The organism is Nonomuraea solani (genome assembly GCF_900108335.1).
Taxonomy (GTDB): domain Bacteria; phylum Actinomycetota; class Actinomycetes; order Streptosporangiales; family Streptosporangiaceae; genus Nonomuraea; species Nonomuraea solani.
In genome coordinates, this window is sequence record NZ_FNVT01000001.1 from 43286 (window position 1) to 57002 (window position 13717).

At 71.5% G+C, this 13717-nt stretch carries 11 protein-coding genes; 5 read left to right on the forward strand and 6 right to left on the reverse strand.

Translation table 11 applies throughout. The features are described from left to right. Position 1: 1 nt before the first annotated feature. Positions 2-2878: an FAD-binding and (Fe-S)-binding domain-containing protein gene (locus C4V41_RS00195; RefSeq protein WP_103953657.1), complete on the reverse strand. Its 2877-nt coding sequence runs from the start codon at positions 2876-2878 to the stop codon at positions 2-4. Next, positions 2878-3726 (reverse strand): fumarylacetoacetate hydrolase family protein, encoded by an 849-nt coding sequence (locus C4V41_RS00200; protein ID WP_103953658.1) that lies wholly within the window; start codon positions 3724-3726, stop codon positions 2878-2880. The genes C4V41_RS00195 and C4V41_RS00200 overlap by 1 nt, the downstream gene beginning before the upstream one ends. A gap of 138 nt (positions 3727-3864) precedes the next feature. Here C4V41_RS00200 and C4V41_RS00205 point away from each other — a divergent pair, with 138 nt between their 5' ends. From C4V41_RS00205 to C4V41_RS00220, 4 genes are all read left to right on the forward strand, one after another. Continuing rightward, positions 3865-4617 carry an IclR family transcriptional regulator gene (locus C4V41_RS00205; RefSeq protein WP_160150130.1) on the forward strand — a complete coding sequence of 251 codons (753 nt, stop codon included), beginning with the start codon at positions 3865-3867 and terminating at the stop codon, positions 4615-4617. A gap of 81 nt (positions 4618-4698) precedes the next feature. Then, on the forward strand, positions 4699-5529 hold the full coding sequence (locus tag C4V41_RS00210; RefSeq protein ID WP_103953660.1) for an SMP-30/gluconolactonase/LRE family protein: 831 nt from the start codon (positions 4699-4701) through the stop codon (positions 5527-5529). A gap of 33 nt (positions 5530-5562) precedes the next feature. Then, entirely contained in the window at positions 5563-6645 is a 1083-nt protein-coding gene (locus C4V41_RS00215; protein ID WP_103953661.1) for an alanine racemase, read from the forward strand. Positions 6646-6660: 15 nt separating this feature from the next. Continuing rightward, a complete protein-coding gene (locus C4V41_RS00220; RefSeq protein WP_103953662.1) occupies positions 6661-7425 on the forward strand; it encodes an SDR family NAD(P)-dependent oxidoreductase in 765 nt (254 codons plus the stop codon). Positions 7426-7428: 3 nt separating this feature from the next. Here the strand turns inward: C4V41_RS00220 and C4V41_RS00225 are convergent, their stop codons facing one another. Genes C4V41_RS00225 through C4V41_RS00235 form a run of 3 tightly spaced genes read right to left on the reverse strand, consistent with a single transcriptional unit; the run spans position 7429 to position 10716 of the window. After that, the gene (locus C4V41_RS00225) at positions 7429-8481 is read right to left on the reverse strand and encodes an amidohydrolase family protein (RefSeq protein ID WP_103953663.1); all 1053 of its coding nucleotides are present in this window, start codon (positions 8479-8481) and stop codon (positions 7429-7431) included. Further along, positions 8474-9769: an alpha-galactosidase gene (melA, locus tag C4V41_RS00230; RefSeq protein WP_200823656.1), complete on the reverse strand. Its 1296-nt coding sequence runs from the start codon at positions 9767-9769 to the stop codon at positions 8474-8476. The genes C4V41_RS00225 and melA overlap by 8 nt, the downstream gene beginning before the upstream one ends. A 2-nt stretch (positions 9770-9771) precedes the next feature. After that, on the reverse strand, positions 9772-10716 hold the full coding sequence (locus C4V41_RS00235; protein ID WP_103953665.1) for a zinc-binding dehydrogenase: 945 nt from the start codon (positions 10714-10716) through the stop codon (positions 9772-9774). A gap of 286 nt (positions 10717-11002) precedes the next feature. Here C4V41_RS00235 and C4V41_RS00240 point away from each other — a divergent pair, with 286 nt between their 5' ends. Continuing rightward, on the forward strand, positions 11003-12154 hold the full coding sequence (locus tag C4V41_RS00240; protein WP_200823657.1) for an FAD-dependent monooxygenase: 1152 nt from the start codon (positions 11003-11005) through the stop codon (positions 12152-12154). Positions 12155-12173: 19 nt separating this feature from the next. Here C4V41_RS00240 and argG read toward each other — a convergent pair whose 3' ends face one another. Further along, entirely contained in the window at positions 12174-13625 is a 1452-nt protein-coding gene (gene argG / locus C4V41_RS00245; RefSeq protein ID WP_103953667.1) for an argininosuccinate synthase, read from the reverse strand. Positions 13626-13717 lie beyond the last annotated feature (92 nt).

A 13717-nucleotide genomic window follows, 5' to 3' on the forward strand; every position in this document is an offset into this window, starting at 1 on the left:
CTCAGCCGGTGGCCTCGTCGAGGAGTTCGAGCAGATGGTGGTACGGCCGGCCGGTGGCGCGGGTCAGGGCCAGCTCGCAGGTGCGGTTGACCGAGGCGTGACCGGCGCAGCCGGCCGTCACCACGGCGGCGGCCTCCGCGCGGGTGGCCGAGGCGGTCAGCTCCGGGTGCAGCAGGCCACGGTCACCGGCGAAGGCGCAGCACTGCCAGCCGTCGGGGATCACCACCTCGTCGGCGATGGCCTCGGCGATCGTGGCGATGGCGGCGTCCAGGCCGAGGTGGGTGGAGGAGCAGGTCGGATGGAGGGCCAGCGACGGCAGGCGGCGGGCGGCCGGTAGGCGGGGCAGGATGTGCTCGGCGGTGTAGGCGACCGCGTCGATCACCTCCAGGCCGAGCCGGCGGAAGCCCTCGGTACAGGAGGCGGCGTCGGTGACGATCGGCAGGCTGTCAGTGAGCGCGGCGTCGGTGCCCGCCGGCAGGTCGGCGAGCGGGTCGTCGGCGAGCGGGCCGCCGGCGAGCGGGCCGCCGGCGAGCGGGCCGCCGGCGAGCGGGCCGCCGGTGAGCGGGTCGCTTGTGAGCAGGCCGCTGGTCAGCGCGGCGCGGACCTGCTCGGCCATGGTCTCGTGACCGTCGGTGTAGCCCTTGGAGGACCAGGGGGTGCCGCAGCACAGGCTCGCGATCTTGCCGGGGACGCGCAGCCGCAGGCCCGCGCGTTCGGCCAGCCGCTGGAAGGCGGTCATGACGCCGGGGCCGCCGTCGGCGGGCGCGAACAGGGTGTTCAGGCAGGACGGCACATAGATCGCGTCAGCGTCGGCGGCCGGGCTCGGGCGGCGGCGGGTGCCGCCGCGCGGCAGGTCGCGGGTCCACTGGGGGACGGCGTCCGTGAGAGTACGGGCGGCGCGGCCGACGGCCTCGGTGAGCCGGGGCGGGGTGGCGGCGGCGGTGTCCAGGGCGAGGTTCATCGCGCGGGTGACGCCGTCCCAGTGCCTGGCGGCGCTCTTCCAGCCCTTCTGGGCGGCGCGGCCATGACGCTCGGCGCGCAGGCGCTTGGTCAGATCGCCGGTGTTGATCAGTACGGGGCAGGCGGTGGCGCACATGCCGTCCACGGCGCAGGTGTCGACGGCGTCGTAGGCGTACTCGGCTTCGAGCTCGCGGGCGAGGGCGTGGTCACCGGCCGCGTGGGCGGCGGCGAGCTCGCGGCGCAGCACGATCCGCTGCCGGGGCGTCGTGGTCAGGTCGCGGCTGGGGCAGACCGGCTCGCAGTAGCCGCACTCCACGCACCGGTCCACCTCGGGCTCGACCGGCAGGACGGTCTTCAGGTCGCGCAGATGCGCGCCGGGGTCGTCGGTGAGGACGACGCCGGGGTTGAGCGTGCCGGCGGGGTCGCACAGGCGCTTGACCTCGCGCATCACGTCATAGAGCGCGTCGCCGTACTGGCGGCGGACGAAGGGCGCCATGACGCGGCCGGTGCCGTGCTCGGCCTTCAGCGTGCCGCCCCGGTCCAGGACGGCGGCGACCATGTCCTCGGTGAAGTCGGCGTAGCGCCGCAGGTCGGTGCCGAAGCGCTCGTTGAGCATGAAGTGCAGGTTGCCGTCCTTGGCGTGGCCGAAGATGACGCTGCGCTCGTAGTGGTGCCGGGTGAACAGCTCGTCGAGGTCGTCGCAGAGGTCGGCCAGCGCGGGCACCGGGACGGCGACGTCTTCGAGCAGGGCGGTGGTGCCGCTGGGACGGGCGCCGGCGACGGAGGCGTACAGGCCCTTGCGGATGTGCCAGAGCGCGGCCCGGCCACCGGCGTCGCGGCTGAGCCGCGCGGGCGCGGACAGCTCCAGGCCGGCGAACACCCGCTCGGCCGCCCGCTCACGGCCGGTCAGCAACTCGGCGTCGGACTCCTGCCATTCGATCAGCAGGGCGGCGTGGCCGGCGACGGTGAGCGTACGCAGCACGTCGTCGGCCTTGGGGTCGGTCTGGGCGACGCGCAGGGACTCGGCGTCCAGCAGCTCGACGGCGGCGGGCTCGGCGGTGATCAGCTCGGGCATCGCGGCCATCGCCTGGCGCAGGGTGGGGAAGACGAGCAGGCCGGTCGCGGCCAGGCGGTGTGCCGGGACCGTGCGCAGGACCGCCTCGGCGACGAAGCCGAGCGTGCCCTCGCTGCCGATGACCAGGTGGGCGAGGATCTGCGCGGGGGAGTCGTGGTCGAGAAGGCTGTTGAGCCCGTAGCCCATCGTGTTCTTGAGCGCGAACTGGGCGGTGATCCGGCGTACCGACTCGGGGTCGGCGCGGACGCGGTCGCGCAGCCGTTCCAGACCCTCGGCGAGCTCGGGTTCGAGCGCGCGCAGCCGCTCGTCGGCGTCGCGGGCGCCGGTGTCGACGACGGTGCCGCTGGGCAGCACGAGCGTCATCGACTCCAGGGTCTGGTACGTGTTCGCGTGCGTCCCGCAGGTCATGCCGCTGGAGTTGTTGGCCACGACCCCGCCGATCGTGCACGCCGACTCGCTCGCCGGGTCCGGCCCGAGCTTGCGGCCGTAGGGCGCCAGCCGGGCGTTGACCTGCCGCAGCACCGCCCCAGGCTGCACGCGCACCCGGGCCCCGTCGTCGAGCACCTCGATCGCGCGGAAGTGCCGCCGGGTGTCGACCAGCAGATGCTCGCTCACCCCCTGCCCGCTCAGGCTGGTGCCGCCGGAGCGGAAGGTGAGCGTCAGACCGGTCCGCAGCAGCGCCGCCACCTGCTCGGCGCTCTCCGGCACCAGGACGGCCTGCGGGGTGAGCAGGTAGTGCGAGGCGTCGTGGGCCATGCCGAGCCGGTCCGTCACCCGCGAACGGGTGATCCCCGGGACGGCGTTCTCCACGGCGGCCAGGACGGCGGGGTCGGGCGTGCGCACTAGCGCGGGCCCTGGACGTGCTGGCGCTGACTGCCGAGGCCGTCGATGCCGAGCTCCATGACGTCGCCGGGCTGGAGCCAGATCTGCGGGTCGTGGCCCATGCCGACGCCGGGCGGGGTGCCGGTGTTGATCAGGTCGCCGGGCTCCAGCACCATGAACTGGCTCAGGTGGTGCACGATGACGTACGGGTCGAAGATCATCGTCGCGGTCGTCCCGGTCTGGCGGCGGACACCGTTGACGTCCAGCCATATGCCGAGGCTGGTGACGTCGGCGATCTCGTCGGGGGTGACCAGCCAGGGGCCGGCCGGGTTGAACGTCTCGGCCGACTTGCCCTTGCTCCACTGGCCGCCGCGCTCCATCTGGAAGGCGCGCTCGCTGACGTCGTTGACGACGCAGTAGCCGGCGATCGCGTCGCGAGCCTCCTCCACCGAGTCGAGGTAGGAGGTGCGCTTGCCGATGACGATGCCCAGCTCCACCTCCCAGTCGGTCTTGGTGGCGCCGCGCGGGATGCGCACGTCGTCGTACGGCCCGACGAGCGTGTTGGGCGACTTGGTGAACAGGATCGGCTCGGCGGGGACGGCCTGCCCGGTCTCGGCGGCGTGGTCGCTGTAGTTGAGGCCGATGCACAGGATCTGGTGCGGCCGGGCGATCGGCGCGCCGATCCGCTCACCGGCGAGCTCACGGATCTCGCCGTTGGCGACCCGGTCGGCGAGCAGCGCGACGCCGCCCTGAGCGAAGAAGCGCTCGTCGAAGTCGGGGGTCAGGTCGGAGACGTCGATGTAATGGGTGTCGTCGACGCGGACGGCGGGCTTTTCGGCGCCGGGCGCGCCGATGCGCATGAGGTACAAAGGATGTTCCTCCGTGAGATTCCTGTCCAGATTCCGAACCGTAGACTACCGTTCCGAGGAGCGGAAGCAGCGGGCGGGGGTTTGTTCCGCGATGCGCGCTAGCATTCCATGAAGCGGAACAGAGGATCGGAGAAAGCAGTGGCAGATTCCCCTGTGGGGAGCGTCGACCGCGCCCTGCTGATTCTGCAGGAGATCGGCAAGCACAGCAGGGGCGTTACGCTCGACGAGCTCGCGACCCGGCTCGGCCTGCCCAAGAGCTCGCTGCACCGCCTGCTGGGCGCGCTGCGGCATCGGGGGTTCGCCGCGCAGCCCGAGCCCGGCGGGCCCTACTTCCTCGGCACCGAGATGCTGGCCACCGCCTTCCGGTTCTACGAGTCGATGGACCTGCGCACTCTCGTGCGCCCGCTGCTGCTCCGGCTGAGCGAGGAGTTCGCCGAGACCGTGCACATGGCGATGCTGGACGGTTCGGAGGTCGTCTACCTCGACAAGGTCGAGGCGGTGCGGTCGATCACGATGACGTCGGTGGTCGGCGGCCGCAACGCGGCCCACTGCACGGGGGTCGGCAAGGCGCTGCTGGCCTGGACCTACCCGACGGACGAGGCGATCATCGCCTGGGGCGACCGGTTCGGCCCGCTGCCGGCCAGGACCCGCAGCACCATCACCAGCCCCGCCAAGCTGGCCACCCACCTCGACCAGGTCCGTCAGCGCGGCTACGCGCTCGACCTGGAGGAGAACGAGCCGGGCGTGCGCTGCGTGGCGGCCCCCGTCTTCATGGGCAAAACGGCGCCGGTCGCGGCGGTCAGCGTGACCGCGCTCAAGGACCGGATGTCGCCGGCGCGGATGGAGGAGATCGGGCACGTCCTGCGGCGATCGGTCGCCGAACAGACGTAACCACCCGGGGGCCACGGTCGTGTGGGCCCGGGCCTTGGGTTTGTGCGTTAGGCGGAATGTCGTTCCGTAAGGAGGAAAACGGTGAAGCTGGAGACGGTGCCGGTCCCGAGGGCGCGACTGGGCGAGGGGCCGCGCTGGGACGCGAGCACGGGAACGCTGCTGTGGGTGGACATCCCGGCGGGCCTGGTGCACCGGCTCGACGGTGACTCCCAGGAGACCATCGACGTGGGGCAGCCGGTCGGCGTGGCGGTGCCGCGCGAACAGGGCGGGCTGGCCCTGGCCGTACGCGACGGTTTCGCCGTGCTGGCGGACGGGCGGCTGACCGTGGTGGCGCCGGTGACCGCCGCCGAACGGCCCGGCAACCGGATGAACGACGGCGCGTGCGACCGGGCGGGCCGCTTCTTCGCCGGCACCAAGGCCGAGGACGACACCCCGGGGGCGGGCGCGCTCTACCGGCTGGACCCCGACCGCACCTCGCGGCGCGTGCTGGACGGGGTGACGATCTCGAACGGCGTCGGCTGGAGCCCGGACGAGCGGCTGCTCTACTACGTGGACACGCCGACAGGCCGGGTGGACGTGTTCGACTACGACCCGGCGACCGGCGAAATGGCGGATCGCCGGACGTTCGCCGAGCTCCCGCAGCCCGACGGGCTCACGGTGGACGCCACGGGGCACGTGTGGGTGGCGCTGTGGGGCGGCGGCGCCGTCGTACGCCTGCGGCCCGACGGCGGCCACGACCTGACCCTGGAGGTGCCCGCCACCAACGTGACGAGCTGCGCCTTCGGCGGGGCCGGCCTCGACGAGCTCTACGTCACCACGGCCTGGGACGGCCGGACCGGCGGCGAGCTGTGGCGCTGCCGCACCCCGTACACCGGCATTCCGGCCCATGGGTTCCGTGATTCGGAACGCTAGTGCGCGATACGGAACGGATGCTATGTTCGCACCATGTACCCCGAGCTCGACACTCCGGCGCTCGTCATCGACCTCGACGCCGTCCGGGCCAACATCGACGAGATGGCCGAGGCCGCGGCCAGGCACGGCGTCAGGCTGAGGCCGCACATCAAGACCCACAAGATGCCCGAGCTGGCCCGGATGCAGCTCGACGCCGGAGCAGGCGGCATCACCTGCGCCAAGCTGGGCGAGGCCGAGGTGATGGCGGACGCCGGGATCGACGACATCCTGCTGGCCTTTCCCCTCTGGGGCGAGCCCAAGCTGCGCAGATTCGCCGCGCTGCGTGAGCGCGCCCGGGTGCGGGTCAGCCTCGACTCTCCCGAGGTGGCCGCCGGGCTCGGCCGGCTGGGCGGGCCGCCGGTCGAGGTGCTGGTCGAGGTCGACACCGGCCAGCACCGGCTGGGCCGGCCGCCGGGGCGGCCCACCGCCGACCTGGTCGCCGAGATCGCCGCGATCCCCGGTGTCGAGGTCGTGGGGCTGCTCACGCTGGCCGGGCACGCCTACCACGCGCGTACCGCCACCGAGCTGGCCGAGACCGCCCGCCGCGAGGGCGAGGACCTCGTCGCCACGGCCGAACTGTGCGCCCGCGACGGCATCGAGCTGCGCGAGATCAGCGTCGGTTCCACCCCGACGGCTCGGCACGCGGCGGGTGTCGCCGGGGTGACCGAGATCCGGCCGGGCACGTACATCTTCAACGACACCGCGATGATGCGTCTCGGCGTGGCCACCGAGGAGACGGCGGCCGCCCGCGTGCTGACGACCGTGATCGGCAGGCCGATCCCCGAGCGGGCCGTCTTCGACGCGGGCACCAAGTGCCTGGCCTCCGACGGCACGGGCACGCCCGGCTGGATCAGAGCCGCCGGGCTCCCGTACGTGCACATGGACTTTCTCAACGAGGAGCACGGCGTCGCCCTGCTGGAGGCCGGGCACCACGACGACCTGCCGGTCGGCACGCGGGCCCAGCTCATCCCCAGCCACGCCTGCGCCGCCGTCAACAACTTCGACCTCGCCTACGGCGTCGAGGGCGGCCGGGTCACCACCGAACTTCGCGTCGCGGCCCGCGGCGCGGTGCGCTGAAGGGAAGGCGACGCCATGCGCGGACTCGCCGGCAAGCGGGTGCTCATCAGCGGCGGCAGCAGCGGCATCGGCGCCGCCACCGCCCGCAGGTTTCTGGAGGAGGGCGCCAGGGTCGTCCTCACCGGCCTCGACCAGGCCGAGGCGGACGCCACGGTGGCCGGGCTGTCGGCCCTGGGGGAGGTGCATGGGCTCGCGGGCGACGTCAGCCTCGAAGCCGACGTCGACCGGCTGGTCGGCGGCGCCGTCCAGGAGCTGGGCGGCCTCGACGTCCTGGTCAACAACGCCGGTACGGCCTGGCGCGAGCCGTTCCTGGAGATCACCCCCGCCCACTGGGATCGGATCATGGCGGTCAACCTGCGCGGCATGTTCCTGGTCGCCCAGGCCGTCGCCCGTCACCTGGTGGCGCAGGGCACCGGCGGGGTCATCCTCAACATGTCCTCCACCAACGGCCTGGGCGGCGAGGCCGACTACGCCCACTACAACGCCTCCAAGGGCGGCGTGCTGCTGCTCACCAGGACCATGGCCGTCGAGCTGGGCAAACACCGCATCCGCGTCAACGCGCTGTGCCCCGGCTACATCCAGACCCCGCTCAACGCCTCGATCTCGGCCGGGCTGGACGGCGACTTCGTCTCCGGCTACGAGCGCGACCACATCCCGCTCGGCCGGGCGGGGCTCGCCGAGGAGGTCGCGGCCGGGTACGCCTTCCTGGCCTCCGACGACGCCGCCTTCATCCACGGCACCGAGCTGGTGATCGACGGCGGGCAACTCGCGATCATGTGAGGGTCACGCCAGTCTGGGAACGAGGTCGAGCGCGTTGCCCGCGTACACGCGCTCCAGGACCTCCAGCGGCAGGTCGAGCCCGGAGATCGTCCAGCGGCCCATCAGCGGCGGGTCGTCCCGCGAGTGCGCGAACGCCTCGTCGTCGGTCTCCATGAACCGGAAGTGGGTCCGGTAGATCTCGCGGTCCGGCGGGATCTCGTCGGTGCCGAACAGCACCCGCCCGGGGTGACGCAGCATCAGCGCTCGGGTGGCGCGCGGCTGGCGGCCCAGCTCGGCGATCCGGGCGGCGATGTCGATGTGGAAGTTCGGGTACGTGTCCAGCAGCCGGCTCGCGAAGCCCAGGTTCTCCGGCCAGCAGCCGGCGTGCACGCCGATCACCGTGGTCGCCGGATGCCGGGCGATCATCGACTCCATGGCCTCCATCAGCCGCTCGAACGGCGGGAACCCGGGGCCGGAGAAGTTCCAGTCGGGGCGGGCGGCCAGCAGCTCGTAGCGTTCGTTGCGCTCGTCGGCCGGCTCGAAGAAGGCCACCGGGTCGGCCGTGTGCAGCGCGATCGGGATGCCCGCTTCGCCGACGGCGGCCCAGAGCGGGTCGAGCCTGGGGTCGTCGAGCATGAGCAACTCGCCGCGGTCGTCGCGGACCCGCAGGCCGACGTCCTTCCAGACCTTCAGCCCGGCCGCGCCCTCGGCCACGTTCCTTCTGAGCTGTCCGGCCAGCCGTTCACCGAAGCCCGGCTCGGCCGCCATCGACCAGTCGACGTGGCAGAACGTGGCGAACCTGCCTGGGTGGGCGGCGTCGTAGCGTTCGAGGTTCTCGGCCAGCTCCCTGCCCCAGCGGCCGTCGAGGTTGACCATGCCGCGCAGGTTGAGCTCGTCCATCAGGCCGGTCAGCGCCGGGACGTCCTTGACCATCCAGTCGCCGTCGTCGGTGAGCCAGCGGCCGAGGTGGATGTGGGCGTCCACGGCGGGCACCCGGGCGCGGTCGATCTCGTGGACCGCGACCCGTAACCGGGACACCGGCCGGTAGCGGGAGAGGGGCAGATCCGGGTCACACATCCCTGATTCCTTCCGGCAGCAGGTCTCCGTGGGCCGCGATCAGGTCGTCCACCAGCGCGCGGACCTTGCGGACCGGGAGGGTGGCGGCGGTGTTGGGGTCGAGCAGCGCGGCCTGGTAGACGTGGTCGCGCCGGCCTTCGAGCGCCGCCTTTACGGTCAGCTCGCTGACGTTGAGCAGGGTCCGGTTCAGCGCGGCCACCTGCGCGGGCAGCGGGCCCACCCGCACCGGCTGCACGCCGGCGCGGTCGACATGGCACGGCACCTCGACGGTGGCCTCGTGCGGCAGGTTGGAGATCAGGCCGGCGTTGCGCACGTTGCCGTGGATCATCCGGCGGGTGCCGGTCTCCATCGAGTGGATGGCCAGGGAGGCCAGCTCCTCGCCGCGCTCGATCGGCACGCCGCGGCCCGCTTCGAGCGAGCGCTTGTACGCCGCGTACTCCTCGAAGCCGTCGGCCAGCCACTCCAGGTAGACGCCGACCGGGATCCGGTAGTGCGCGACCTCGTCCTCGTGCGGCAGGAACCAGGGCAGATACTCCGAGCCGTGCTCGCTGGACTCGGTGGGAAAGTAGCCGAAGTTCCGGTAGACCTCGACGCGGACGCGGCGGGCCAGCTCGGGGTCCTTGGCGATCAGGGCGTCGAGGCGGTCGTACAGGTTCTCGCCGTCGCGCTCGAAGCGCAGGACGAACGCCTGGTGGTTGACGCCCGCGGTGAGGAAGGAGATCTCCTCCTCCGGTACGCCGACCATCCTGGCCAGGGTCTGCTGGGTGTCGCGGGCGGCGTGGCAGACGCCGATGACGTTCTGGAAGGGCGTGCCCGCGTAGACCGACCACGGGATCATCGACATCGGGTTGGTATAGGTGAACAGGGTCGCGTCCGGGGCCAGCTCGGCCAGGTCGTTGCCGATGCCGACCATCACCGGGATCGTGCGCAGGGCGCGGAAGATGCCGCCGATGCCGAGGGTGTCGGCGATGGTCTGCCGGACGCCGTAGGAGGCGGGGATGTCGAAGTCGCGCTTGACCGCGTCGAGGCCGCCGACGGCGATCTCGTTGATCACGTAGTCGGCGCCGGCGACGGCGGCCCGGCGGTCGGCGTGGGCCTCGATCGTGGCGCCGATGCCCAGCTCGGTGACCATCCAGCGGGCCATGGCCGCGGCGGTGGCGAGGCGGGCGGGGTCGATGTCGTGGAGGACGATGGTCGATTCCGACAGTTCCGGAAATGTCAGGATGTCGGAGAGGAGATTCTTCGCGAAGGTAATGCTGCCGGCTCCGACCAGGACGATTCTGGCCACGTCTACCTCGCTTCCGGGGACAGCAGGGCCTTGACCGGCAGGGACCGGCCGTTCATCAGGGTCGTGAACACGTCCGCGCCCTCGCTCAGGGGGAAGGTCCCGACCCAGCTCAGGTCCCATCCGGCGACCAGGTCGATCGCCTGGGCGAAGTCGGCGTCGTCGTAGGCGAACGAGCCGAGCACGCGCTTCTCACCGCGTACCAGGTCCTGGGCGTCGAAGCCGGCCATGGGGTCGGCCAGGCCGAGCCAGACGGCCGTGCCGCCGGGGCGCAGGCGGGCCAGCGACTGCGCGTGGGTGGCGGCGGCGCCGACCGCGTCGAAGATGACGTCGTACTCGCCGGTCAGCTCGGGGCCCGCCGTCCGTGCGCCGAGCCTCGCCGCGACCTCCAGCCGCTCGGGCGAGCGGTCGGCGACCTCCGCCGAGCCGGCGCCGCCGGAGAGCGCGGCCTGCAGGCAGGTCAGCCCGATCGCGCCGGCGCCGATCACGCCGACCCTGGCGCCGGCCGGCCGCCCGGCCAGCCGCCAGGCGTGCACGGCGTTGGCGGCGGGCTCGACCACGCCCGCGGCCGTCCAGCTCAGGTTTTCCGGCAGCGGTACGACGGCGCTCGCGGGCACCGCGACCCGCTCGGCGAACGCGCCCGGCCGGTGCACCCCGATGATCTGCCGGCTCCGGCACACGTTGCGCAGCCCGAGCGCGCAGACGTCGCAGGTGCCGCAGGACAGGATCGGGTTGACCGTCACGGCTCGCCCGTCGTCGGTGCGACCGGCGAACTCGTGCCCCATCACCAGCGGCGGCACCCGGAAGCCGGGGGCCTTGACGCCGTGCAGCTCGCTGCCGCAGATGCCGGACGTGACCACGTGCACCAGGACCTCGCCCTGGCCGACCTCGGGCTCGGGTACGTCGAGCGGCTCCACCACGCCCGTCGCGGTGAAGACGAGCGCCTTCATCGCTGCCCGCCGGCGTTGGAATGCGCGTGTTCCATGAAGTTCCTTCTTCAGATTCCGTATTACGGAACAACGTTCCGAACTAGCGCTAGCAGATCACTGACGCGAAGACGATGTCAAGAGGGTTCTATTCCGGATAATGGAATCACGCTCTGCTATTCAGAATGAACGACGTCCAGAGTTGGGAATCTCCTGACCCACGACGCGACGGGATGAAAGAGACCCAACGCACCCCCCTTGCTACTGTCAGTAATGACTTAATGACCTTGCGTTACATATGGGGGCTTGTGTGAAGGTCGCGTGCGTCGGCGGTGGACCCGCCAGCCTGTACTTCTCGATCCTGATGAAGCGGGTGGACCCGTCCCACGACATCACCGTCTATGAGCGCAACCCGGCCGGGTCGACGTACGGCTGGGGCGTGACCTACTGGTACGAGCTGTTCGAGAACCTCCGCCGCGCCGACCCGGAGTCCGCCCGCGACATCGCCGAGAGTTCCGTGCACTGGGACAGCTGGTACGCGCAGGTCCACGAGCACCCGCCGATGATGATCGACCACTGGGACGAGGGCTTCGGCATCGGCCGCCGCGAACTCCTCGACATCCTCACCCGGCGCGCCCGCTCGCTCGGCGTGCGGGTGGAGTTCGAGCACGAGATCGGCGACGACCTCCCGGAGGCCGACCTGATCGTCGCCGGCGACGGCGTCAACAGCGTCCTGCGCGACCGCCACCCCGAACACTTCGGCACCAAGGTCGAGGTCGGGCGCAACAAGTACATGTGGCTCGGCACCACGAAGGTCTTCGGCCCCTTCTCCTTCGCCTTCGTCGACACCCCGCACGGCTGGATCTGGTGCTACGGGTACGGCTTCAGCCGCACCCACAGCACGTGCGTCATCGAGTGCTCACCCGAGACCTGGCAGGGACTCGGGCTGCACCAGACGAACGAGGCCGACAGCCTGGCTCTGCTGGAGAAGCTGTTCGTCGAGGTCCTGGACGGCCACCCGCTGATCGGCCGCGAGCAGGCCGACGACAGCGCCCACTGGCTGAACTTCCGCACCGTCACCAACCGCACCTGGTACCGCGGCAACGTGGTCCTGCTCGGGGACGCCGCGCACACCACGCACTACTCGATCGGCGCCGGCACCGCCCTGGCGCTGGGCGACGCCGCCTACCTGGCCGACGCCCTGCGCCAGGACACCTCACTGGAGGCGGCGCTCGCCGCGTACCAGAAGGAACGCCGGTCGGCGATCCGCACCAGCCAGCGGGCGGCCCGCAACAGCGCCCGCTGGTACGAGAACCTGCCCCGCTACGCCGGCCTGCCACCACAGCACATGCTCACCCTGCTCGGCGAACGGCACTCGACCCTGCTCGCCTACATGCCACCGAAGCTCTACTTCCAGCTCGGCAAACTGACCTCACGAGCCATCCAGGCCGTACGCCGCTGACCGAGCCAGGCTGCTTGCGTCAGTCGGTGCCGGCCTCCATGGCGGCGTTGTCGAGCAGCTGCTCCTCGTCGTCCGGCACCTCGCCGCGCGACGCGATCGCCTCGGCGCCGCCCTCCGACAGCTCCCCGATCAGGTCGGGCGCGGGGGTCGGCGCGGCGACGACGAGCGTCGTGTGCTGGCTGCCGACCATGCCCAACGCCGCGTACTGCTCCAGCTTGGCGCGCGAGTCGGCGATGTCGAGGTTGCGCATGGTGAGCTGGCCGATGCGGTCGGTCGGGCCGAAGGCGGAGTCCTCCGTACGCTCCATCGACAGCTTGTCGGGGTGGTAGCTGAACGCCGGGCCCGAGGTGTGCAGGATGGAGTAGTCCTCACCGCGGCGCAGCCGCAGGGTGACCTCGCCGGTGATCGCCATCCCGACCCAGCGCTGCAACGACTCGCGCAGCATCAGGGACTGCGGGTCGAGCCAGCGGCCCTCGTACATCAGCCGGCCGAGCTTGCGGCCCTCCGTGTGGTAGCTGGCGACGGTGTCCTCGTTGTGGATGGCGTTGACCAGCCGCTCGTAGGCGGCGTGCAGCAGCGCCATGCCCGGCGCCTCGTAGATGCCGCGGCTCTTGGCCTCGATGACGCGGTTCTCGATCTGGTCGGACATGCCCATGCCGTGCCGGCCGCCGATGGCGTTGGCCTCCAGCACCAGGTCGACGGGGGAGGCGAACTCCTTGCCGTTGATCGCCACCGGGCGGCCCTGCTCGAAGGCGATCGTGACGTCCTCGGTGGGGATCTCGACCTCGGGGTCCCAGAAACGTACGCCCATGATGGGGTCGACGATCTCGATGCCCGCGTCGAGGTGCTCAAGCCTCTTGGCCTCGTGCGTGGCGCCCCAGATGTTGGCGTCGGTGGAGTAGGCCTTCTCGGTGCTGTCGCGGTAGGGGAGGTCGCGAGCGAGCAGCCACTCCGACATCTCCTTGCGGCCGCCGAGCTCGTGGACGAAGTCGGCGTCCAGCCACGGCTTGTAGATGCGCAGGGAGGGGTTGGCGAGCAGGCCGTACCGATAGAACCGCTCGATGTCGTTGCCCTTGAAGGTCGAGCCGTCGCCCCAGATCAGCACCTCGTCCTCGAGCATCGCGCGCACCAGCATGGTGCCGGTGACGGCGCGGCCGAGGGGGGTGGTGTTGAAGTAGGTGCGGCCGCCGGAGCGAATGTGGAACGCCCCGCACGCCAGCGCCGCGAGCCCTTCCTCCACGAGCGCCGCCCGGCAGTCGACCAGCCGTGCGATCTCCGCACCGTAGGCCGTGGCCCGGCCGGGCACGGAGGCGATATCGGGCTCGTCGTACTGGCCGATGTCGGCGGTGTAGGTGCAGGGGACGGCGCCCTTTTCGCGCATCCACGCGACCGCGACCGAGGTGTCGAGACCACCGGAGAAGGCGATCCCGACGCGTTCGCCGACGGGCAGGGAGGTGAGCATCTTAGACACGAGTAGAAGTATATACATACCTCTGCATGGCCATGCAAAGCCTGGCCCTGTGGCGTCCTTCACTTCTCCGCTGGCGTGGGTGCCGACACGGG

Excerpts from the sequence above, each read along its gene's own strand:
- C4V41_RS00220 (WP_103953662.1), top strand. The coding sequence starts at position 6,661 with ATGCGCGGACTCGCCGGCAAGCGGGTGCTCATCAGCGGCGGCAGCAGC.
- C4V41_RS00235 (WP_103953665.1), bottom strand. The coding sequence starts at position 10,716 with ATGAAGGCGCTCGTCTTCACCGCGACGGGCGTGGTGGAGCCGCTCGAC.
- C4V41_RS00215 (WP_103953661.1), top strand. The coding sequence starts at position 5,563 with ATGTACCCCGAGCTCGACACTCCGGCGCTCGTCATCGACCTCGACGCC.
- C4V41_RS00225 (WP_103953663.1), bottom strand. The coding sequence starts at position 8,481 with ATGTGTGACCCGGATCTGCCCCTCTCCCGCTACCGGCCGGTGTCCCGG.